We start from the raw sequence: 21,356 nt of genomic DNA on the forward strand, positions 1-21,356 counted from the left end.
GTTCCGTCACTGTGTCCTGTGCCGACCGTAGGACGCGGTCAGACGCACGCCGTAGGGCACAACGGCACCTCGCCGGAGGACCTTCGGACCGGCCCCTGGCAAGCGGGTCCATCGGCCCTGCCAGCAGCCGGAATCCGTGCATAGGTTCGAGGTTGGAACCTTGGAGGTGAGCCGTGGCGGCGACCGTGGCGACCAGGATGACCGGTGGTGCGCTCACCATCGGCGAACGCGCCGGCCCGCAGCAACTCGTCGACCGCATCGAGGACCATTGGGCGGCCACGGCCGCCGCGGTCACGGTGATCGCCGTGGTCGACGACTTCGGCCGACTCCTCGGGGCGGTCGACGTCGCCGAGCATCCTCACCTGTTCGACCAGTCCGGTGGTCCTCGGGTGGCCGGCACCCCTCGGCATCGCCGGCGCCGGAACCGGCAGGACCAGGTGGCTGCCGACCTCATGACCGCGGCCACCTCGGTGCCCGGGACGTGGCCGGTGACGCGGGCACTGCAAACGCTCAGCGCAACGGAAGCCGGCGTCGCGCACGTCGTGGACGACCTCGACTGCGTCCTGGGCACCGTCACCACCCGCCAGTGCCAGGCGGCGCCGGCGACCCGCACCGCGCTGAAGGAGGCCTGCCGTGACCAAGTACGTGTATGACTTCGCCGAGGGCAGCAAGGAGCTCAAGGACCTCCTCGGCGGCAAGGGCGGCAACCTCGCCGAGATGGCCAATCTCGGGCTGCCGGTGCCGCCCGGGTTCACCGTCACGACCGACGCGTGCCGCGCGTACCTGTGTACCGGCGACGAACCGTTCGGTCTGACCGAGGAGATCACCCTGCACCTGGAGCGCCTCGAGTGGCAGGCCGGCCGCCGGCTCGGTGATCCCACCGACCCGCTGCTGGTCTCGGTGCGCTCCGGCGCGAAGTACTCCATGCCCGGCATGATGGAGACGATCCTCAACGTCGGGCTGAGCGATACGACCGTCGCCGGGCTCGCCGAGCAGACCGGCGGCAACGCCCGCTTCGCCTGGGACTCCTACCGGCGGCTGATCCAGATGTTCGGCCGGACCGTCTGCGACATTCCCGGCGAACACTTCGACCAAGCCCTCGACGCGGCCAAGGCGGCCAAGGGCACCACTGACGATCTCGGCCTGGACGCCGAGGACCTACGGGCGCTCGTCGCCACCTTCAAGAGCATCTTCACCGCGCATACCGGGCGGCCCTTCCCGCAGGACCCGCGAGAACAGCTCGACCAGTCGATCCACGCGGTGTTCAGCTCATGGGACACCGAACGCGCCGTGCTGTACCGCCGGCAGGAGCACATCCCGGCCGACCTCGGCACCGCCGTCAACATCGTCGTCATGGTCTTCGGCAACCTCGGCCAGGACTCCGGCACCGGCGTGGCGTTCACCCGCGACCCCGCGACCGGCGCGCCGGGTGTCTACGGCGACTACCTCGCCAACGCGCAGGGCGAGGACGTCGTCGCGGGCATCCGCAACACCGTGCCGCTGCAGGACCTCGCCCGGCTCGACCGGCGCTCCTACGACGAACTCATGGGCATCATGGCGAAGCTGGAGGAGCACTACCGGGACCTGTGCGACATCGAGTTCACGATCGAACGCGGCAAGCTGTGGATGCTGCAGACCCGGGTCGGCAAACGCACCGCGGCGGCGGCGTTCGTCATCGCCGCGCAGCTGCTCGACGACGGCGTCATCGACGCCGACGAGGCCCTGCCCCGGGTGACCGGCGCGCAGCTAGCCCGGCTGATGTTCCCCACCTTCGACCTGTCCAGCCGGCCGGAGCGGATCGCGGCGGGCATGGCCGCATCCCCTGGCGCTGCCGTCGGCGCCGTCGTCTTCGACGCCCGCCGGGCGGCCCAGGTCGCCGCGGACGGTACGGCAGTGATTCTGGTGCGGCGCGAGACGAACCCCGACGACCTGCCCGGCATGATCGCCGCTCAGGGGATCCTGACCAGCCGTGGCGGGAAGACTTCCCACGCCGCGGTCGTCGCCCGCGGCATGGGCAAGACGTGCGTGTGCGGCGCCGACGGCATCGATGTCGACGTCGAGGGTCGGCGCTTCACCGCCGGTGGGCGCTTCGTTCGGGAAGGTGACGTCGTGTCCATCGACGGGACCAGCGGGCATGTGTACGCCGGTGCTGTGCCGGTGCAGCCGTCGCCGGTCGTGCGGTACTTCGAGGGCGCGCTGTCGCCCGGCGCCGATCCGCTGGTCGCCGCCGTCGACCGGATCCTCAGCCACGCCGACAAGGTGCGCCGGCTCGCGGTACGCGCCAACGCCGATACCGCCGGCGACGCCTCCCGCGCCCGCCGGTTCGGCGCGCAGGGCATCGGCCTGTGCCGCACCGAACACATGTTCCTCGGCGAGCGACGCCCGCTGGTCGAACGGCTCATCCTCGCCGGCACTGACGAGGACCGCGACGCCGCCCTGGCGGACCTGCTGCCGTTGCAACGGGCCGACTTCGTGCAGCTGTTCGAGGCAATGAGCGGGTTGCCGGTGACCATCCGGCTGATCGACCCGCCGCTGCATGAGTTTCTACCGCCGTTGGACGACCTCGCGGTGAAGGTCGCCCTCGCCGAGTCCCGCGGTGAACCCGACGGTCACGACCGTGCGCTGCTGGACGCGGTCCAGCGGATGCATGAGGAGAACCCGATGCTCGGCCTGCGTGGTGTCCGGCTCGGTCTGGTCGTGCCGGGGCTGTTCGCGATGCAGATCCGGGCTGTTGCCGAGGCCACCATCGCCTGCCGGGAACGTGGCGTCACCGTCCTGCCCGAGATCATGGTACCGCTCGTCGGCGCGGTCCAGGAGCTCGAGGCCGTCCGCGAGGAGGCGCTGCGGCTGCTGGGCCCGCTCGGCGTCGACGCCCGGATCGGCACCATGATCGAGGTACCGCGGGCTGCGCTGACCGCCGGGGAGATCGCCCGGGCTGCGGACTTCTTCTCCTTCGGCACCAACGACCTGACCCAGATGGGATGGGGCTTCTCCCGCGACGACGTCGAAGGTGCCTTCTTCACCCGCTACCTGGAGCTCGGCATCTTCGGCGTGTCACCGTTCGAGTCGATCGACCGCGACGGCGTCGGCCGGCTCGTCCGCATCGCCGTGGACGAAGGTCGCCGCACCCGACCGGATCTGCACATCGGCGTCTGCGGCGAACACGGCGGCGACCCGCAGTCGATCCACTTCTTCCACGACGCCGGCCTCGACTACGTGTCCTGCTCACCGTTCCGGGTGCCCGTCGCCCGCCTCGAAGCCGGCCGGTCGGCAGTTGCCGCCACCGGCTCCGACACCCGCTGAAAGGGTACGACCATGCGTGTTCTGGTCACCTACGCCGACGACGACGGCGCGTCCGCCGACACCGCCCGCCTGATCAGCGACACCCTGCTGCTGCACGGACTCCACAGCGTCTTGCGACCGATCGGCAGCAACGGTCGCAACGACACTGGCCAGGACGGCAGCGCCGCCAGCGTCGACAGTACCGCCGGGTTCGACGCGGTGATCCTCGGCAGCACCGCGCTCACCGGGCGCTGGCGGCGGCACGCGGTGCGGTTCGCGACAACGCAGCAGCACCACCTGCGTCGCCTCCCCGTCTGGCTCTTCTCCAACAGCCCCGCCGGCACCGCCCTGACACCACAACCGCCGATCGACCTCAGCACCGTCGAAGACGCGCTCTGCGCGCTGGACCATCGGTCGTTCCTGGCCGTCACCGCGCCGGCCGCACCGTGGACACTCCGCGGCCTCGAACCGGACCCCGCAGAAGTGTGCGGCTGGGCGCACACCATCGCCACGACGCTCCAGCTGACAGCCAACGCCGAAACCTAGGTTCCCGCACCTTCACGACCCCTCAACAGCCCCGCGCCGTAGCAGCCCCGACGACCGCCGAAACACCCACACACGCAGTAACAGACAGCTGAGGAGGACCTCATGAACACCACACGGATCGTCGTTGGATTCGACGGATCCGGCGAAGCGCACGCGGCGGTGCAGTGGGCCGCCGCCGAAGCGGAACGGACCCACACCCAACTGCAGATCGTGCACACCTACCAGATCACCTGGCCCGGCGCGTTCTACGACGTCTCCGCCGAACTGATCGAAGAGGCTCAGCGCCGCGGCGAACAGCTCATCGCAGAGGCCGTCGCGCAGGTCCGCGAGCGCAGGCCCGGAGTCGACGTCATCGGCACTTCCGTGTACGCGACGCCCGCCGCGACGCTGCTCGACCTCGTCGACACCACGAAAGCCCCTGACACGACCACCGGTCTGCTCGTCGTCGGCAACCGCGGTGCCGGTGGCATCAGCAACCTGCTGCTGGGCTCCGTGAGCCAGCAGGTCGCGACCCACGCCACCGCGCCGGTCGTCGTCGTCCGAGGCCGCTGGGCCGCAACGGACGGGCCGGTCGTCGTCGGCGTCGACGGCTCTGCCTCATCGGAGACGGCGTTGGGGCTGGCGTTCACAGCCGCCGCCGCCCGCGGCACCGAGGTCGTCGCCATCCGCGCCTACCAACCGCCACCGCAACGCATGGTCCCGCTGCACGCCGCAGAGACGATCGAACGCAAAGCGCTAGAGGCGTCCCTCACGCCGTGGCGGCAGCAGTATCCGGGCATCAAGGTGGAGACGCTCGTGGCCGTCGGCTGGCCCGCCCAGGTACTCATCGGCGTTTCCCACACCGCCCAACTCATCGTGGTCGGCAGCCGCGGCCACGGCGGCTTCGCTGGCCTGCTCCTGGGCTCCGTCGGTCAGCAGCTGATGCACCACGCGGAGTGCCCAATCCTGATCGCGCACCAGCCGAAGCCGGCTGAGCAGCAGCCCGGCCCGGATGAGCGTTGATGGCCCACGCACCAAGCGTGTGCCCTCAACGGGCGGTGACGGCAATCCGTGTCCGGCCGGGCCACCACCCAGGGGCGACCGAGTGGCGGTAGCCATCAACGCCGCCAGGCGTCGGCTCACCGTCCATGTCGCACGACAGGGCGGCCGCGGCGGGCCCAGCCCGGCGCTGCCGGCTGGGCCCGCTGTACTGACACGCGTGTGGATACCGGCACGGAGGCCAGGAGATGCCAGGTGGCGTCGGCTACGTCGCCGGGCCGCAGGTTCTGAGCGCGCTGCGCAGCCGGCGGCACGACCCGGCCGGCAGCACCTCCGGGATTCGGTCCCGCCGGACGGGACGCAAGGCCCTGGCCGCTGCCCAAGGTGACACGGTCAAATGTTCTCAAGCAGTTGATCTGTACGCCTGCACCGCAGGTGTACCGGGGGAAAGGACCGATGATGTCCCGCACGCATGACGAGGTCGAAGTCCAGGTGCAGCTCCAGCACGGCATGGAGACCGAACTGCAGCGCTACGCCTGGGAGAAGGTCACTGCGGTGCTGGGACACACGGCACAGCCCGTCTTGTACGCCCGGGTCCGGATCGACCGCACCGCCAACCCGGCGGCGACCCGTCCGGTCACCGCCCGCGCCGAGATCGACGTCAACGGCCGCGTGCTGCACGCCGAGGCCTCCGCCGACACACCGCACGAGGCGGTCGACCTGCTGCGGGACCGGCTGCAGGCCCGCCTCGGCCATCAGCACACCGACCGATGACGCAACCGATCGTGGCAGAAGCTCTGTAGGGCTGGCAGCCACGCACGGCTCAGGACATACCGTGCCGCCATGGCCGACGTCCTCCCCGACGGCCATGGCGGCACGGTCAGGACCCTGGCTCAGGCTGCATGGCCGCCACGTCAGTTGCGGTCAACACCTGCACCAGCCGCTGCCGGGTTGCCTGCAGACGGTCCAGCAGGACCAGACTGGACCGGGTGGCCAGCGTGTAGCCCAGAGCCGGATCGAGGTCACACAGGTGGCGTACGGCGGCTGCGTCCAGCTCGACCGTCATCGTGGTCTGCACGGCCACCGCCCCGAAGTGCCAGCGATGCGGTGCAAGCAGCCACGACCAGCCGAGCACCGAACCGGCGCCGAGCGCGTCGATGACGACGTCACCGTGGTTCGGCACCTGGAAATCCAGGTGCACAGCACCATCGACGATGACCCAGAACCTGTCGGCGGGCTCACCCTCCCGAAACAGTCTGTTGCCGGCGTGGAACATCGAGCGTTGCGAGCAAAGCTCGATGCGGCGCAGCTGGTGCTCATGCAGCCCGGCGAAGAACGGCTGGCCGGCCAGCAGGGCAAGAGTCATCACAAATCTCCTCTGCGGTGCCCGCCGGTGCGAGATGGCGGTTCGCCCGACGATATCGACGGACCGGGGATACGATGCAGAGTCGAAAGACCCCTGCCCGGCGCCGATCGGCAGCACGAACACGGCGACCGCAACGCGCCGTCGGACGGTTCTCGTCATCCGCAGCAGGGCACCATGCTGCACTCTTGTGGACAGTCCGGGCCGCGTGGCGTAACCGCAACCTTGCCTGCCGGAGCACCTGGACGCGGCTTGAAATGGGGGATACCCCAGGTGGAAGTGCACGCCTTGGTCGTGCCGGTGCCGGTGATCGCATCTATTGGATGTTCGACAGCGCCGACGACTGGCTCGCCATGCCGTAGCGCTTGCCCGGGCGGCAATCGACACGCAGCGGAAGGTCGTCTACCAACCGGTCGACCTGCAGCCGGGGCCGTCTGGTGACCGCGCTGGAAGCAGGCGGGTGGATGTGGTCTCGGCGCAGGGCACCGGTCGGGCCGTCATCAACGATGCCGTCGCCCTCGCCGGAGGTTCGTTCGATCCTGCCGCCGCCGCCGTCGTTGGCGGTCTCAATGTCAGGCAGCGCAGGCTGCAGGGCACCCCGCGCTGCTCGCCATCATCGATCAAACGTTGGCCGCTGCGGACGGCCCCGGCGTCGAGACGCTTGTGGGCTATGAGTTCACGCTCAACCGCATCCTCGTCGACGGCTTCGCGGGCATTGTCTGTCAGTACGACACCCGCCGGTTCAACCATCCGCAGCTATGCGCCGTCGGTATGGCGCACACCGCATCGACGCAACCCGGCGTCGCTGACCAGGACGTGCCTCCCCTGCGGATTCGGCGACATCCCGGGCCGCGGCCGTGACCGAGCGGCGACAGCAACCTGCCAACCGCACGGCGGCGCAGACCAGCATCCCAGACCTATCCAAGAACTGGACCACGCCTCACCGTCGGCGTTAGCCGGCTCTGCTGCGTCGAAGGCGCGACGGCCCGGAGGCTGCTCTGGCAATCGCGACAACCCACAACTCACGGCGACGTCAACGGATGCCCCACCGTCCTGACCAACCAGTAGCAGCAGTCGAGCCAGGGCAAGGTGCCGGTGACGGGAGGCCACGCATCGCCGGTCCAGCGGCCACTGGCTGGTCGGAGCGTGCTGCGTAGGCGGGTCAGGATCGTCGTTGCCGGCCAGCTGGCTAAGGGTCTGTGCGGCCACGTGCGGGGCAGCTCGGTGGGGTGTCCACTCGGTTGAGGGGCAGTGCATACGTGGCCCGGCTGTTGATGTTCACGGCCAGCGGCGGTGCCCCCGCACGGACCGTGCTGTTGCCGCCAGACGCGGAGTTTGCTTCCGCGGTCAGGCGTTCATCTGGAGGTCGGCGCTGCGCCGGTACGGGGGCGACCGGAGCAGGAGCACACCGAGGTACGTGAGCCATGCCGCGAACGTTGCCTGCGTGCAGGCAGCGATCAGAGGGCCGGTGAGCCACGGGAAGGCCCCGGCGATCTGACATATCCCCGCTCCTGTCCCGGCGGCCGCTGCACCCCAGCCCAGGGTGTGTCGAGGCGCCGCGATGGCCAGCATGATGAGGGCGCCGCTGATCAGCAGAGTGGCCTCGTGTGCGCCGCCGTAGTAGAGGGAGACGATGAGCGCGGTGGTGGCATGGTTGTCGAGGTCGATGCCGTACACCGGTTACATCAGCCGCCCGTGCACGATGCCGAGCGTGAGGGTGACCGATATGGCTGCGGCGAGCATGCCGCAGCCGAACCCGATCCAGGGCCTGCCGGGTCCGTCGAGACGGTAGAGCGCGGGTACCACAGGAATGAGCAGCGCGGCGACGACCACCAGCGATTCGTTGGTCCATGTCAGCAGCTCCTGGTGGGATTGCAGCCACAGCCGCAGCTGCGGATCGGCGGGTGGTGGTTCTCCTACGAGCAGGTCGAGGACCGCCTTGAGCAGGACAAGACCACCGCTGGTCATGGCGGTGATGCCGCCCAGAATGAACGGCCGCGCTGGGCCGGGAGCACGGTCTTGCGCCCGATGTTCCTCGGGGTGCGGCGCCGGTACGTGCACGCTGATCTCCTGTCGCGCAGGCTCCCGCAGCCTTCCATCGTCCGAATGCGGCGGCAAGCCAACGATCGTGGTCGACCGCCGGCGGGTCAGCCGGCCGGGACGTCACGGCGGGTCGTGCCGGTGACGCCGAGCAGCGTGGCGGCGGCGCCGACGGCGAGTAGGACGAGCAGGCTCTGCGGGTTCGGGTGCGGCCCGGCGATGTCGGGCACGTGCTGGAACATGCCAGCGTCGCGAACCCGGGCAGGGACGCCGAGGAGGTCACCGAGCAGGGCGAGTCCGCCACCGGCGACGAGTGGAAGCCACGCCGCGCTGGTCCAGCGTGGCCACCGCCCGGCAAGGACCGCGGCGCAGCCGGCCAGGACCATCGTGGCCGGCCACTGCCCCACGATGTAGGTGAAGGCCCGTGCAGCGACGTGCGGGCCGTCGATGACCGTGGGCGCGACGAGCGCGCTGCCGGCGCCGGTGACGGTGAGGATGGCAAGGCTGGCGCCGGCGGTCACCGCGAGTTGCCCGGCCAGCGGCACCCAGCGGCGCACACCGACGGCGAGGATGTGGTCGGTCAGGCCGGCCTGCTCGTCGTGGCGACTTCTGGACACTGACAGCACCGCGAAGGCGGACACGATGAGCCCGACGGTCGTGCCGGTGTAGGCGAAGTACGCGGCGGCCGGGTCGCCGGTGCCGAGCTGCGCGGCCAAGAACCCGCCGAGGTCGTCGTCCTGGCTCTGCTGGACCACCCCGGAGCCCATCGCGGAGAACAGTGTCCCGATCCCGGCCGTCGCGATGGTCCAGGTGAGCACCGACCGGCGCTCCAGCCGCGCCAGGAACCCGATGGTCGACCTGACGTGCAGGCGGGCGTCGCGGCTGCCGCGGCGGCGGAGCAGCCCGGCGCGGTACTCCCGCCGGTCCGCCAGGACCTGCACGAGGCCGGCCAAGGCGACGACCTCACCCAGGTTCACGGCGAGGACCCACCAGCGGTCCTGCAGGAACGGATGGGTGGTCGCCCGCAGCCCCAGCGGGGTGCCCCAGTTCAGCCAGCCGACGTGCTGGGTTCGGCGAATGCACGGATCCCGAACGCGGCACCGACCGCCGCGAACCCCAGCACCCGTGCGCCGGTACCGGACGGCACGACCTGCGCGGCGAGCAGGGTCAGCGCGGCGAACAGCAGGAAGGTCAGGCCCATGACGCCGCTGAACACCGCGGCGCCGCGCCAGGTCACGCTGTCGACGCGGCCCGTCGCGGCGCCGACCGCGATCGTGCAGCCGACGGTCAGGACGCCGGCGACGACGGTCAGCAGCAGCCACGCGGTCCGCAGCGGTGTGCGCGGGTCGATCCCGCACGAACGCAGCAGCTCCAGGGTGCCGTCGTCCTCCGCGGTGCGGGTGACGGCGACCGCGACGATGACCGCCATGATCGCCGCGAGGATCGTGGCGAACGCGCCGATCTCCCACGTGAACATGAGCGCCGGCGTCCCCGGGTCGGCGAGGTTGCCGTACATCAGTGTGGTGGCGGCGTTGTGCTGCGCCAACGCGGTGGCCACCTGCCGCTGCTGGTCGGTCTGGTACGTCGACTGGTACGCCGACACCGTCCCGGCGGTCATCCCGATCAGCAACAGCAGCCACGCACCGAGCATCAACCGGTACCGGCGGGCGAGGAGCCCCAGCAGGGTCATCGCGCCGCCACCTCGTAGTGCCGCAGGAACAGGTCCTCCAGGTTCGCCGGGGTGCAGGTGATGTCCTGTGCCTCGACGCTGGCCAGCAGGCCGAGAATTGCCGGGACCTGCTGACGTGGCACGTTGAGCCGCAGACCCGTCCCGCCAGGAGGTGCGGTCGCTGCGGGAACATCCTGTATGTGCGGGTCCGGTGCCGCTGGTGTCACCCCGAACCGTCGCAGCGCATCGGTGACCGGGTCGGCCTGCTCGGTGGTGATTCGTGCGGTGATCTTGGAGGCGGCGAGGTGCCGCATGTCGGTGAGACGCCCGGATTCCACCAGCCGGCCGTCCTTGATGATGGTCACCGACTCGCACAGCGCTTCGGCCTCAGCGAGGATGTGGCTGGACAGCAGGACGGTGCGTCCGGCGGCTACGGCGTCGCGGACGCAGCGCTGGAACAGCTCCTCCATCAGCGGGTCCAGCCCGGACGTCGGCTCGTCCAGGATCAGCAGTTCGGTGGGGGCGGCGAACGCCGCGATGAGGATGACCTTCTGCCGGTTGCCCTTGGAGTAGGCGCGGACCTGTTTACGCGGGTCGAGCGCGAAGTCGGCGATCAACCGTCGCTCGGCGGCGACGTCACGAGCGCCGCGTAGGCCCGCCAACGCGTTCAGGACCTGCTGCCCGGTCAAGTTCGGCCACAGGTTCACCTCACCCGGCACGTAAGAAATCCGTCGGGTGACCTCAGCGGCCCGCTGCCTCGGGTCCAGGCCGACGACCCGCACCTGCCCGGCGGTGGCCTGGTAGAGGCCGAGGAGGACACGGATCGTGGTGGACTTCCCGGCCCCGTTCGGGCCGAGGAACGCGTGCACCTCCCCGGTCCGTACGCGCAGGTCGAGACCGTCGACGGCGGTGAACCCGCCGAACCGTTTCACCAGGCCCTGCACGTCCACGACGTGACTGTCACCCATGATCATCCCCCATTTTTTCGATCGCGGTCACGAGCGCATCGGCGATGGTCCGGTCGAGTGGGCGGTCGGCAGGCTCCGCCAACCGGACGTACAGGTCCGCGGCTCGGCGCACGACGTCCAGGTCCAGCGACCCGAATACCCGCGGCAGGTCCGCGCCGAGGTGGCCACTGATCCGGTCGACGACCGCCGCCGCGATCCGGCGCATCTCCTCGCGGCTCATGCGCCCGGCGGCGTCGGACCGTGCGGCGATCTGACCGAACACGGAAAGGCTCTCGGCGCGGCTGGCGTCTGTGAAGCGTTCGTACAGCACCGCCGCCTCCGGCGGCATGTCCCCGCGGTACAACGCGACCTCCATGAAGTCCCGTTCCCGGCGGATCACCCGCCGGACCTGTTCGTCACCCGCCCGGCGTTCCAGGTCGTCGTAGAACCGGGCCATCGCCGCCGGCATCGGCGACAGGTGTTCGCCCTGCTCGACCGACGCCATCAGCTGTCGGACCCGGTTACGCTGGGCCCGCAACTGTTCCAACTGTTCCTCCAGCGCGACGACGGTGGCCCGCAGGTCCGTCAGCGCCGCCGTCCGGTCAGCAGCGCCGGCCGCTGCCGCCCGGCCCGTCCCGCCGGAACGCTCCGGCGCGGCGAGGATACCGGCGATGCGGGACAGCGGTACCCCGGCCTGGGCCAGCCACCGGATCCGGGTCAGCCGCGCCACGTGCGTCAGGTCGTAGTGGCGGCAACCATCGCGGACGGCGGGCACCGGCAGCAGACCGATCTGGTGGTAATACCGGATCGCGCGGACGGTGGCACCGGTCAGATCAGCGATCTCCTTGACTCGCACGCCGCCAGTGTCAGCTGTGACGTTACGTCACAGTCAAGGGTGATCCTTGACGCTGATCGCGGTCACGTCACCGCCCCGCCCGGCGCCGTACGATCCCGTCCGCGGCCGGCTCGCTCGGCCCATCGCAGGCGGGACTTTCGCCTCTGCTGCACCGCCCCGCGGTGGCCGAAACTCGACGTGTCAGATCATCAAGAGGGGAACAGGACCATGCGACGCAAGACGTTCGACCTACTTGTCAGCTCCGCCGGCGCCGTGGCGGCCATCGCGCTGCTGCTCGTCGGCGTGCTTGTCCTCGTCGGCGCGAACTTCGCCAACAGCAACGTCACAGACAACCTCCGCCCGCAGAACATCAGCTTCCCGGCCGCGGCAGCGCTGAAGCAGGAAGGCATCACCAACCAGAACATCCTCGACCACGCCGGCGAGAAGGTCGAGAACGGCGCCCAGGCCAAGGCGTACGCCGACTACATCGGCACCCACCTGGAGAAGGTCAACAACGGCAAGACCTACAGCGAGACCAGCGAAGAGTCGCGGGCCAACCCCTCCGACACCGCCCTAGCCGGCAAGGTCCAGACCCTCTTCCGCGGTGAGATGCTGCGCGCCACGCTGCTCAACGCCTACGGCTGGTGGTTCGTGTCCCAGGTCGCCATGTGGGCCGGGTACACCGTCATCGTCCTGGCCCTGATCATGCTCGTCCTGACCGCGCTGGGCTTCCGGCACCTGCGGCGCACCCCCGACACCGCCCAACTGTAGATCCACGATTGATCCGCGGCGGCCCGGCCGGGCCGCCGCGAGCCGGGTTGCCGGAGCGCACAGCGCACGGCCGCACCCTCACCGGGACAACACCAACCATCGCGTCGCACACCGCTGAGAAGGAGAGCGGCATGACCACGTTGCCCATCGCCGGGAACGAACCGCTCACTCAGGCAGCGGCCGCCGCGCTGCGCGCACCGTCATTGCTCAACTCGCAGCCGTGGCGCTGGCACCTGACAGACAACCGCGCCGAACTGCGCGCCGACCGGACCCGGCAGCTCACCGCACTGGACCCCACCGGCGAACTGCTCCTGCTCAGCTGCGGCGTCGCCCTGCACCACGCCGTCACCGCCCTGCACGCCGCCGGCCACGCCGCCGTCGTGACACACCTGCCCGACCCGGCCGAACCCGATCTCGTCGCACGCCTGCAGCTCAGCCACCGCATTCCCGCCGACGCGACACTGTACGCGGCGATCGGCCGACGACGGACTGACCGCCGACCGTTCGGTGACCAGCGGCCCACCGAAGCCGATCTCGACGCCCTCACCGACGCCGCACAACCGTACGCGACACGCCTGCACATCCTCACCGAAGACGAGCTCCCCCGCTTCACAGCGGTGGTCGCATTCGCCGGCGGGATCGAGCGCGTAGACCTGCGATACAGCGAGGACGTACGGGAATGGACCAGACGTGCCGAGTCCGCCTGCGACGGGGTGGCCGCGTCCAGCGTCACCGCGGCCGCGCAGCACCGCATCGCCGTGCGGGACCTCGCCGTGACGCCCCAGCTGGCCGCGGGTACCGGTACCGATCGGGGAACCGTCTACGCCATCCTGCACACCGATACCGACACACCACACGACTGGATCAACGCCGGCGCGGCGACCTCGGCGATCTGGCTGACGCTGACCGCCCGCGGTCTCGCCGCTTCCCCGATCAGCGACGTGATCGAGGTCCCCACCACCCGGAAGGCTCTGCGCCAGCTGCTCGGCGACGGCACACACCCCGCCCTCGCGCTGCGGGTCGGAACTCCAGTGGCAGGGCTGCCGTCACCACCGGCAACGACGCGACGCTCGAACACGCGTACCGTCGTGCGGTAACAGCACGACAGTCCCGTCGACCGACGGCCAGTCGGCCACATCGGTCGGTACGGAGTCCATACCGGCATCCTCGATGCGGTGTCGGCCTCGGCGACGTCCTCAGCGGCTCGGTCAACCTCCCTGTGCTCGTACATCGCGCGACGCCGTTCATTGATCGCGTAATGAGGTTCGCCGCGTAATGGCGCGGGACTGGTCCTCACCCCAACCAGCGTCACGCTGGAACCTCGGCCGTTGCCCGCAGCGCGCCGCCGTTCGTGCAACCGATCCGCGCTGACCGTCCGAGCCCGTGGCGTCAACCACGACAGAGACATCTTCGGCGTCGCCGTTCAACCGCCAGTCCACCGGCGGCCGCGGTCACGCCACCAGGGCTGGCCGCCGCGTCGGCGATCGGCGCAGGGTTTCGCCGAACGTCCCGATAGGACCCGCACCGCCTACAAGTTCTCGTCATTGCGGACCAGTCAGACGCTGTTACACACCACGGCTCCTGCGCCAGCAGACCCGTCAGGGTGAGCGCGGCGACGGTCGCGGGTGAGCTGTCGACCCTGACGATGTCCGGTCCGCCGCCGGTCACGGTCCGGCCGCGGACACGGCGACCGGCACGCGGGCGTGCGTGGCGACCTGTTGGCTGACGGAGCCCAGGAGCAGGTTCGCGATGCCACCCGCACCGCGTTACCGACGACGATCATCCTGGCGCCGTTGTGGCCGAGGTCAAGCAGAGTCGTCGCCAGCCGGGGTGTGCACCACGGTGACGGTGGCATCGATGCTGGTGCCCCGGGCGCGGACCACCGCGGCGACACCGGCCGCGATCTCCTCGGCGCGGCCTCGCAGCTCGGCGGCCTCGTCGGCGGTCGGACGATAGAGGGTGACCGTCGGCCAGCCGAGCTGGTAGGCGTGCACGATCTGTAGCGGCGCGCCGGTTCGCTCCCGCCTCATCGGCGCCCCCGTCCACCGCTCGGCGCGACTCGTCGGGGCCGTCGAATCCGACGACGATCCTGGTCCCGTCCATTGTCTCCTCCTGTGTCCGGCTCTCGGCATCAGCGTCAACCGGCCTCCACGGTGAAGGCAGAGGCATCCGGATCGGCCGATGTGGGCCGATGTGGGCCGCCCTCAACGCCGCGGCAGCCTGAACGTCCGGTCTGCGGCCCGCGCCGCGTCGTGGTTGGCCGGGTGCGCTGCGCGGTCGACGATCTTCTGCGTTGAGCATGAACAGCCGGAACTCCGCGGCGACGGCGTCGCGGGGGGCGTAGTTGCCGATCGCGACGGCCCGCGGAGTGCGTGGTAGCGCGCCAAGAAACGGGGGGAACGCCGCTTCGGTGACGGTTCGCGTGGTACGCACGTGGATCGGTTTGCAGCGTCGACATGGAAGCAGGGTCGGCGGGCGGTGCCGCACGGGACTTTCGGCCCGTGTGTCGCGACCGGCGCCGGGTCAGGGTGGGGAAAGGCAACATTCCTTGGAAGGGAGTAGATCGATGAGTTCGCTGCTGGTACGGGATGTGATGAGCACCGCTGTGGTCACTGTCGCGCCCGATCTCGGGTACAAGCAGATCGTCGATCTGCTGATCGCGTTCGGTGTCAGCGCCGTCCCGGTCGTGGCTGGCCGGCACGTGCTCGGTGTGGTCTCTGAGGCGGATCTACTGCACAAGGTCGAGTTCGACGGCGCCGACGTGCACGCCGGGCTCTTCGAACGCCGCCGCACCCGCCAGGCCAAGGATAAGGCGGCCGGTGAGCACGCCGAGGCGCTGATGACGGCCCCGGCGGTCACGGTCCTCGAGACGGCGACGCTCACCGATGCCGCGCGGCTCATGGAGCAGCGCGACGTCAAGCGGCTGCCTGTGCTCGACGAGGCCGGGAGCCTCGTGGGCATCGTCTCCAGGCGGGATCTGCTGCGTCGGTACCTGCGGGAGGACACCGCGATCCGCGACGACGTCATCGAGTCGGTGCTGCGCGGCATCATGTGGATCGACCCGATCGAGGTCGGCGTGACGGTCACGGCCGGACACGTGACCCTGGCCGGGAAGATCGACCGCCGCAGCAGCGCCGAGATCGTCGCGCGCTTGGTCCGCCGCCTCGACGGTGTCGTCGGCGTCACTGACGACGACCTGTGGTGGGGCTTCGACGACACGAAGACCCACCTCAGCCACACCTTCGATGCCTGAGGCGTCCAGCCCGGAGGAGGCCGGCATGGCATCGCACACCCGGATCGTCGTGGGTTTCGACGGTTCCGCGGACTCGTGGGCCGCTGCCCGTTTCGCCGTGGCGGAGGCCACGTCGGGCCACGGGGTCATCCGCGTCATGCACTCGCTGCTGGACAGGGTCGCTTACGCGGTGCTGTTCCCGCCTGACCTGACCGCCGACGCCCAGGCTGAGGCGCACCGGCTGCTGGACACAGCACGTGCCGAGCTGGTGCGGGCGGCGCCCGGCGTCGACGTGCAGACGGTGCTCGCGCAGCGTGCCCCAGGCGCCGCGCTGGTGCGCGCGTCCCGGTCTGCGGACATGGTCGTGCTGGGACGGCACGGCCACGGCCGGCCGCCTGCAGGCGGCGGGTTCCGACGGGTCCACGTCGGTGCGGTCGCGACGCACGTGATGACGTACGCGTCCGGTCCGGTGATCGTGACCGGGTCAGAGACCGCGACTGGTGCTGGAACCGGCCCGGCCGTGGACCTGCAGGCCGGCGACGACATCGGTCCCGTCGTGCTGGGACTCGACACGTCCGTGCCGTCCGCGGCGGCGATCGCGTACGCCTTCAACGCGGCCCAGCGCCGCGGAACCAGCATGCGGATCTGCTGTGTCAGGCCGTACAGCGGCGAACCCTGCGACGACGCCGAGGCCCGGCTGGGGCTCAGCCACGCCATCGGCGGGTGGCGGACCGTGTTCGCCGACGTCCCGGTCGCGCTGGACGTGCTGCAGGGCATCGACCCGACCGCCCGGCTGCTCGACGCCGCAGCCGGTGCTGCGCTGCTCGTCGTGGGTGCCCAGGACCGCGCCAGGCTCCCGCGGACCGCGGCCGTGCCGGACACGCTGGTGCGCAACGCCGTGTGCCCAGTGGCCGTCGTGCGCTCCTCGCACGAGACGGGACCTTGGTCGCCCCTGGGCGGGACCTCGGGCACTGGGATCGATGTGCTTACCGCCGAAGGATGAAGACGCGGGCCGGCGCGGCCCGCTCCACGGGAAGGACGTGACGTGATGACGGCGCTCGCCGAGCAACTGGACGTGTCCGTCGAAGGTGCAGCACCGGCGGTTGACCGGTTGGTGACCAGGGCGCTGCGGGCTCTGGACGGCTATGCCGCACTCGACCAGGAGCGGATCGATCACATCGTGAAGAAGGCCTCCGTCGCGGCGCTCAGCCAGCACGGGCACCTTGCCGAACTGGCGATCGAGGAGACCGGCCGCGGCGTGTTCGAGGACAAGGCCGTCAAGAACGTGTTCGCCTCCGAGCACATCGCGCACAGCCTGGCAGGGCTGCGCACTGTCGGGGTCGTGTCCCGCGACGAGATCAACGGCATCGTGGAGATCGCCGAGCCAGTCGGCGTCGTGTGTGCCGTCACGCCCGTTACCAACCCGACGTCCACGACGGTGTTCAAGGCGCTGATCGCGTTGAAGACCCGCAACCCGGTCGTGTTCGCGTTCCACCCGGCCGCGCAGCGGTGCAGCGCCGAGGCCGCGCGCGTAGTGCGCGACGCCGCGGTCGCCGCCGGCGCGCCCCGCGACTGCATCCAGTGGATCGAGGCGCCGTCCATCGAGGCGACGCAGGAGCTCATGCGGCACCCCGGCGTGGCGGTCATCCTTGCCACCGGCGGCGGTGGGATGGTCCGCGCCGCGTACTCCGCCGGGAAACCCGCGCTGGGCGTCGGGCCCGGCAACGTCCCCGCGTACATCGACCGCAGCGCCGACGTGGTCCGCGCCGTGCACGACGTGGTGGTGTCCAAGACCTTCGACAACGGCATGATCTGCGCCTCCGAGCAGGCCGTCATCCTCGACGAGACGATCGCCGAGCAGGCCCTCGCCCAGTTCGAGCGGCTGCACGCGCACGTCGCGACCCCGCACGAGAAGGAGCTGCTGGAGAAGTTCATCTTCGGCGTCGCGGCCGGCAGCAACTGCGCCGGCGCCAAGCTCAACCCGGACGTCGTGGGCCGCAGCGCGGCGTGGATCGCGGCCGGTGCCGGGTTCGAAGTGCCCGCGGCGACGTCAGTCATCCTGGCCCCGGTCGGCGGCGTCGGCCCCGACGAGCCGCTGACCCGGGAGAAGCTGTGCCCGGTCCTGGCCCTGCTGCGAGTCGGCTCGTGCGAGGAAGGATTCCGGCGCGCCGAGGAGATGGTCGAGCTCGACGGCCTCGGGCACAGCGCCGTCATCCACACCGCCGACGCCGCGACCGCGGAGGCCTACGGCAAGCGGGTCAAGGCGGTCCGGATCATCTGGAACTCCCCGTCGTCGCAGGGCGGCATCGGCGACGTCTACAACGCGTTCCTGCCCTCACTGACGCTGGGCTGCGGCAGCTACGGCCGCAACTCCGTGTCCGGCAACGTGTCCGCGGTCGACCTGCTCAACATCAAACGCATCGGGCAGCGCACCAACAACCTGCAATGGTTCAAGATCCCGCCGAAGATCTACTTCGAGCCCAACGCTATCCGATACCTCTCCGACATGCTCGACGTCCACCGGGTCACGATCGTCACCGACCCGACCATGACCAGGCTCGGCTACGTCGACCGCATCCGCGGTGTCCTGCGCGGCAACGCCAACCCCGTCACCGTGCAGATCCTCGACAGCGTCGAACCGGAGCCGACGATGGCGAACGTCGAACGCGGCGCCGAGCTCATGCGATCGTTCCGCCCGGATACGATCATCGCCCTCGGTGGCGGGTCGCCGATGGACGCGGCGAAGGTGATGTGGCTGCTGTACGAGCACCCCGGCGTCGAGTTCACCGACATGCGGGAGAAGTTCTTCGACATCCGCAAACGGGCGTTCACGTTTCCGACCCTGGGCCGGTTGGCCCGCCTCGTGTGCGTTCCGACCACGTCCGGCACCGGCGCGGAGATCACGCCGTTCGCCGTCATCACCGACACCAAGTCCGGCATGAAGTATCCGCTCGCGGACTACGCGCTCACCCCGAGCGTCGCGATCGTCGACCCGGTCCTGACCGCCGACCTGCCGCCGAACGTCACCGCCGACAGCGGCTTCGACGCCCTCACCCACGCCACCGAAGCCTTCGTGTCCGTGTACGCCAACGACTACACCGACGGCCTCGCCCTGCACGCCATCAAACTCATCTTCGAACACCTGCCGGCGGCCGTGCACCACGGCAGCACCGACCCGGTCGCCCGGGAGAAGATGCACAACGCCGGCACCATCGCCGGCATGGCATTCGGCAACGCGTTCCTCGGTATGGTCCACGCCCTCGCGCACACCCTCGGCGCCACCTTCCACATAGCGCACGGGCGCACCAACGCGATCCTGCTGCCGCACGTCATCCGGCACAACGGACAGGTTCCGGCGAAGCTGACCGCCTGGCCGAAGTACGAGCGGTACGTCGCCCCTGAGCGGTTCCAGCAGATCGCTGCCGCGCTCGGCCTGCCGGCCCGCACGCCCGATGAGGGCGTCGAGTCCTACGCCGCCGCCGTGGAGCGGTTGCGCGCCGAGGTGGGCATCGAGGCATCGTTCCAAGCCGCCGGTGTTGACGAGCACACGTTCCTGGACGCGCTGCCGCAGCAGGCGATGAACGCCTACCTGGACCAGTGCGCCCCGGCGAACCCGCGGATGCCGATGCTGGAAGACCTCCGAGAGATCATGCGGACCGCCTACTACGGCACCACCCGGTCATGAACCGGGCATGGTGGCGGCGCTGGACGGCGGTGACGACCGTCGGGGAACTCGCCGGGTTCGTCGTCCCGGCGACCGTCGGCGCCACCGCCGCGACAGCCCGGTGGCCGGACGGCATCACCTACCCGGCGGTCCTCGCCGCCGGGTTCGTCGAAGGCAGCCTCCTCGGCTATGCGCAGGCGGCCGTGTGGCGTTCCCAGCTGCCCAGGCTCGCGGTACGCAGGTACTGGACCGCGACCGGCGCTGCGGCGATCCTCGCGTACTCCGTCGGGATGCTGCCCGGCACACTCGGCGAGCGGCTGACCGGCCTGCCGATACCGGTGCTGATCGCTGCCGGGCTGGTGGCGGCGACGGTGCTGCTGGGCAGCATCGGCACTGCACAGTGGCTGGTCCTGCGCCGGGCCGGGGTCGACCGGCCGGTGTGGATCGCGACGACCGCCGGTGCGTGGACGGCGGCTCTGGCGGTCTTCCTGTTGACCGCGATGCCGCTGTGGCAACCCGGCCAGCCATGGTGGCTGATCACGGTCATCGGTGTCGGCTGCGGAGCCCTGATGGCCGCCACCGCCGCCGCGCTCACCGGCCTTGCCGCCGCCCGGCTCACCGCACACCTCGAACCGGAACGGGACATCCGTCCCGCACGGGATGTGACCACCGACCCTGCCGCCGACATCCGGCGCGGACGATCGTGAACGTGGAGCCACTGCTGCAGGAGGAGGTCGCCATGTCCCAGAATCTGCGAGCCGAGATCGACCAGGTCGCTGAGGCGTCCATCGCCGCGCTGCGCGCCCCCTCGATCCTCAACACACAGCCGTGGCGGTGGCGGTTGTCCGGCAGCTACGCGGAGCTGTGGGCCGACCGGTCCCGGCAGCTGGACGGCCTCGACCCGGACGGCCGGCTGCTGCTGCTGTCCTGCGGCACCGCCCTACACCATGCCACGGTCTCCCTGCTCGCCGCGGGTTTCGCCGCCAACATCACCCGCCTGCCCGACCCGCAGCGCCCGGACCTGATCGCATGGATCCGGCAGGGCGCCCCCTGCGCGGCCGACGACCTGCTGTACCGGGCCATCTACCAGCGGCGCACCGACCGTCGCCCGTTCAGCGGCATCCGGCCGGGGAATGCGATCCTTGACAGCCTCCGCACCGCCGCCGAACGCCACCGAGTCCACCTCCACGTCGTCTGTCCGGACCAGCTGACCGCGTTCGCCACCGCGGTCGCGCATGCCGGCGACGTAGAACACGGCGACACCCGGTTCCGTGACGACCTGGTGACCTGGACAACCCGTGGCCGGGACGACCGCGACGGCGTGTCGCCGCGCAGCACCGTGGCACCCACGCAGCGCACCATCGCGCCGCGGGACTTCAGCCTCGCCCGGCCGGCCGCGCTGGAACCCGGCACCGGCACCGACCACGGCACCGTCTACGTCATCTTCGCCGTCGACAGCGAAGAACCCGCCGACTGGATCGCCGCCGGTCTGGCGCTGTCCGATGTTTGGCTCACGCTCACCGCCCACGGTCTGGCCGCCTCCCCGATCAGCGAGGTCGTCGAGGTGCAACCCGTGCGGATCGCGCTGCGCCGGCTCCTCGGCGGTGTCGTCCACCCGGCCATCGCGATGCGGATCGGGTTCCCCGTCGGTGACGCAACACCGGTCCCGGCCTCCATCCGGCGCTCCGGCACCGACACGATCGGGCTGCCGGGGCAGCTGTGATTCTCTCGCGCGTCCGGGCTGCACGGCACCTGACGGCGGCGTAATCTCGGGCTGGTATGCCCGGGATGACTGCTGACTAACGACCACAGCCAGAACACGCATATCGCAGAGAGGACGTCCGGTGACCACTGTCGCGGACCCCACCATCGACGAGAACCTGACCCACACGCTCGGCCACCCCAGCGACGACGACGTCGCCCAACTGGACGCCTGGTGGCGGGCGAACAACTACCTCACCGTCGGCCAGATCTACCTGCAGGGCAATCCGCTGCTTCGCCGCCCGCTCACGCCGCAGGACATCAAGCC

Annotated in this window: 22 protein-coding genes and 1 pseudogene; 14 read left to right on the plus strand and 9 right to left on the minus strand. The window is 70.3% G+C overall.

Annotated features, from left to right (window positions below):
- Positions 1–173 precede the first annotated feature (173 nt).
- The 5 genes from ACZ6TV_RS53330 (at position 174) to ACZ6TV_RS53350 (ending at position 5,580) form a co-directional block, all read left to right on the plus strand.
- Positions 174–653: a hypothetical protein gene (locus tag ACZ6TV_RS53330; protein ID WP_465309096.1), complete on the plus strand. Its 480-nt coding sequence runs from the start codon at positions 174–176 to the stop codon at positions 651–653.
- Positions 634–3,303, plus strand: coding sequence for a pyruvate, phosphate dikinase (gene ppdK, locus ACZ6TV_RS53335; RefSeq protein ID WP_465309098.1), 2,670 nt, complete (start codon positions 634–636; stop codon positions 3,301–3,303). The genes ACZ6TV_RS53330 and ppdK overlap by 20 nt, the downstream gene beginning before the upstream one ends.
- A gap of 12 nt (positions 3,304–3,315) precedes the next feature.
- Entirely contained in the window at positions 3,316–3,828 is a 513-nt protein-coding gene (locus tag ACZ6TV_RS53340; protein ID WP_465309100.1) for a hypothetical protein, read from the plus strand.
- Between the two features lie 102 nt (positions 3,829–3,930).
- The gene (locus ACZ6TV_RS53345) at positions 3,931–4,830 is read left to right on the plus strand and encodes a universal stress protein (RefSeq protein ID WP_465309102.1); all 900 of its coding nucleotides are present in this window, start codon (positions 3,931–3,933) and stop codon (positions 4,828–4,830) included.
- Positions 4,831–5,265: 435 nt separating this feature from the next.
- On the plus strand, positions 5,266–5,580 hold the full coding sequence (locus ACZ6TV_RS53350) for an HPF/RaiA family ribosome-associated protein (RefSeq protein ID WP_465309104.1): 315 nt from the start codon (positions 5,266–5,268) through the stop codon (positions 5,578–5,580).
- Between the two features lie 106 nt (positions 5,581–5,686).
- Here ACZ6TV_RS53350 and ACZ6TV_RS53355 read toward each other — a convergent pair whose 3' ends face one another.
- On the minus strand, positions 5,687–6,331 hold the full coding sequence (locus tag ACZ6TV_RS53355) for a Crp/Fnr family transcriptional regulator (protein WP_465309106.1): 645 nt from the start codon (positions 6,329–6,331) through the stop codon (positions 5,687–5,689).
- 396 nt (positions 6,332–6,727) lie between these two features.
- Here ACZ6TV_RS53355 and ACZ6TV_RS53360 point away from each other — a divergent pair.
- Positions 6,728–7,030: pseudogene (locus ACZ6TV_RS53360) on the plus strand (MEDS domain-containing protein); the annotation flags it as partial.
- Positions 7,031–7,516: 486 nt separating this feature from the next.
- On the opposite strand, the gene ACZ6TV_RS53365 reads toward ACZ6TV_RS53360, so the two are convergent.
- The 6 genes from ACZ6TV_RS53365 to ACZ6TV_RS53390 all read right to left on the minus strand — a co-directional run bounded on the left by ACZ6TV_RS53365 (position 7,517) and on the right by ACZ6TV_RS53390 (position 11,681).
- Positions 7,517–7,846, minus strand: a complete 330-nt coding sequence (locus tag ACZ6TV_RS53365) for a hypothetical protein (protein WP_465309108.1) — start codon at positions 7,844–7,846, stop codon at positions 7,517–7,519.
- A gap of 3 nt (positions 7,847–7,849) precedes the next feature.
- Positions 7,850–8,230, minus strand: a complete 381-nt coding sequence (locus tag ACZ6TV_RS53370; protein WP_465309110.1) for a hypothetical protein — start codon at positions 8,228–8,230, stop codon at positions 7,850–7,852.
- 86 nt (positions 8,231–8,316) lie between these two features.
- Complete coding sequence (locus tag ACZ6TV_RS53375; protein WP_465309112.1) at positions 8,317–9,186, minus strand: hypothetical protein; 870 nt, start codon at positions 9,184–9,186, stop codon at positions 8,317–8,319.
- Positions 9,187–9,257: 71 nt separating this feature from the next.
- A complete protein-coding gene (locus ACZ6TV_RS53380; RefSeq protein WP_465309114.1) occupies positions 9,258–9,899 on the minus strand; it encodes a hypothetical protein in 642 nt (213 codons plus the stop codon).
- Positions 9,896–10,846 (minus strand): ABC transporter ATP-binding protein, encoded by a 951-nt coding sequence (locus ACZ6TV_RS53385; protein WP_465309116.1) that lies wholly within the window; start codon positions 10,844–10,846, stop codon positions 9,896–9,898. The genes ACZ6TV_RS53380 and ACZ6TV_RS53385 overlap by 4 nt, the downstream gene beginning before the upstream one ends.
- Positions 10,839–11,681 carry a MerR family transcriptional regulator gene (locus ACZ6TV_RS53390; protein WP_465309118.1) on the minus strand — a complete coding sequence of 281 codons (843 nt, stop codon included), beginning with the start codon at positions 11,679–11,681 and terminating at the stop codon, positions 10,839–10,841. Before ACZ6TV_RS53390 ends, ACZ6TV_RS53385 begins: the two co-directional genes overlap by 8 nt.
- A gap of 207 nt (positions 11,682–11,888) precedes the next feature.
- Between ACZ6TV_RS53390 and ACZ6TV_RS53395 the strand changes: the two genes are divergently transcribed.
- Both ACZ6TV_RS53395 and ACZ6TV_RS53400 read left to right on the plus strand, forming a co-directional pair.
- A complete protein-coding gene (locus ACZ6TV_RS53395; protein ID WP_465309120.1) occupies positions 11,889–12,431 on the plus strand; it encodes a hypothetical protein in 543 nt (180 codons plus the stop codon).
- Between the two features lie 131 nt (positions 12,432–12,562).
- Positions 12,563–13,528: an Acg family FMN-binding oxidoreductase gene (locus ACZ6TV_RS53400; RefSeq protein WP_465309122.1), complete on the plus strand. Its 966-nt coding sequence runs from the start codon at positions 12,563–12,565 to the stop codon at positions 13,526–13,528.
- Positions 13,529–14,095: 567 nt separating this feature from the next.
- Here ACZ6TV_RS53400 and ACZ6TV_RS53405 read toward each other — a convergent pair.
- Positions 14,096–14,182, minus strand: coding sequence for a hypothetical protein (locus ACZ6TV_RS53405; RefSeq protein WP_465309138.1), 87 nt, complete (start codon positions 14,180–14,182; stop codon positions 14,096–14,098).
- 54 nt (positions 14,183–14,236) lie between these two features.
- Positions 14,237–14,461 (minus strand): hypothetical protein, encoded by a 225-nt coding sequence (locus ACZ6TV_RS53410; RefSeq protein WP_465309124.1) that lies wholly within the window; start codon positions 14,459–14,461, stop codon positions 14,237–14,239.
- 536 nt (positions 14,462–14,997) lie between these two features.
- Between ACZ6TV_RS53410 and ACZ6TV_RS53415 the strand changes: the two genes are divergently transcribed.
- The 6 genes from ACZ6TV_RS53415 to ACZ6TV_RS53440 all read left to right on the plus strand — a co-directional run.
- Complete coding sequence (locus ACZ6TV_RS53415; protein ID WP_465309126.1) at positions 14,998–15,684, plus strand: CBS domain-containing protein; 687 nt, start codon at positions 14,998–15,000, stop codon at positions 15,682–15,684.
- Positions 15,685–15,709: 25 nt separating this feature from the next.
- Positions 15,710–16,666: a universal stress protein gene (locus ACZ6TV_RS53420; protein WP_465309128.1), complete on the plus strand. Its 957-nt coding sequence runs from the start codon at positions 15,710–15,712 to the stop codon at positions 16,664–16,666.
- Between the two features lie 45 nt (positions 16,667–16,711).
- Entirely contained in the window at positions 16,712–19,348 is a 2,637-nt protein-coding gene (gene adhE / locus ACZ6TV_RS53425) for a bifunctional acetaldehyde-CoA/alcohol dehydrogenase (protein ID WP_465309140.1), read from the plus strand.
- Positions 19,345–20,034, plus strand: a complete 690-nt coding sequence (locus ACZ6TV_RS53430; RefSeq protein WP_465309130.1) for a hypothetical protein — start codon at positions 19,345–19,347, stop codon at positions 20,032–20,034. The genes adhE and ACZ6TV_RS53430 overlap by 4 nt, the downstream gene beginning before the upstream one ends.
- 2 nt (positions 20,035–20,036) lie before the next feature.
- Complete coding sequence (locus tag ACZ6TV_RS53435; protein ID WP_465309132.1) at positions 20,037–21,050, plus strand: Acg family FMN-binding oxidoreductase; 1,014 nt, start codon at positions 20,037–20,039, stop codon at positions 21,048–21,050.
- Positions 21,051–21,207: 157 nt separating this feature from the next.
- A partial coding sequence (locus tag ACZ6TV_RS53440) for a phosphoketolase family protein (RefSeq protein WP_465309142.1) occupies positions 21,208–21,356 on the plus strand: 149 nt, incomplete at its 3' end.

It is taken from the genome of Dactylosporangium sp. NPDC051087 (assembly GCF_055586325.1).

Coding starts and splice junctions, on each gene's coding strand:
- ACZ6TV_RS53340 (WP_465309100.1), top strand. CDS start 3,316: ATGCGTGTTCTGGTCACCTACGCCGACGACGACGGCGCGTCCGCCGAC.
- ACZ6TV_RS53345 (WP_465309102.1), top strand. CDS start 3,931: ATGAACACCACACGGATCGTCGTTGGATTCGACGGATCCGGCGAAGCG.
- ACZ6TV_RS53350 (WP_465309104.1), top strand. CDS start 5,266: ATGTCCCGCACGCATGACGAGGTCGAAGTCCAGGTGCAGCTCCAGCAC.
- ACZ6TV_RS53355 (WP_465309106.1), bottom strand. CDS start 6,331: ATGACGAGAACCGTCCGACGGCGCGTTGCGGTCGCCGTGTTCGTGCTG.
- ACZ6TV_RS53380 (WP_465309114.1), bottom strand. CDS start 9,899: ATGACCCTGCTGGGGCTCCTCGCCCGCCGGTACCGGTTGATGCTCGGT.
- ACZ6TV_RS53385 (WP_465309116.1), bottom strand. CDS start 10,846: ATGGGTGACAGTCACGTCGTGGACGTGCAGGGCCTGGTGAAACGGTTC.
- ACZ6TV_RS53395 (WP_465309120.1), top strand. CDS start 11,889: ATGCGACGCAAGACGTTCGACCTACTTGTCAGCTCCGCCGGCGCCGTG.
- ACZ6TV_RS53400 (WP_465309122.1), top strand. CDS start 12,563: ATGACCACGTTGCCCATCGCCGGGAACGAACCGCTCACTCAGGCAGCG.
- ACZ6TV_RS53410 (WP_465309124.1), bottom strand. CDS start 14,461: ATGAGGCGGGAGCGAACCGGCGCGCCGCTACAGATCGTGCACGCCTAC.
- ACZ6TV_RS53415 (WP_465309126.1), top strand. CDS start 14,998: ATGAGTTCGCTGCTGGTACGGGATGTGATGAGCACCGCTGTGGTCACT.
- ACZ6TV_RS53420 (WP_465309128.1), top strand. CDS start 15,710: ATGGCATCGCACACCCGGATCGTCGTGGGTTTCGACGGTTCCGCGGAC.
- adhE (WP_465309140.1), top strand. CDS start 16,712: ATGACGGCGCTCGCCGAGCAACTGGACGTGTCCGTCGAAGGTGCAGCA.
- ACZ6TV_RS53430 (WP_465309130.1), top strand. CDS start 19,345: ATGAACCGGGCATGGTGGCGGCGCTGGACGGCGGTGACGACCGTCGGG.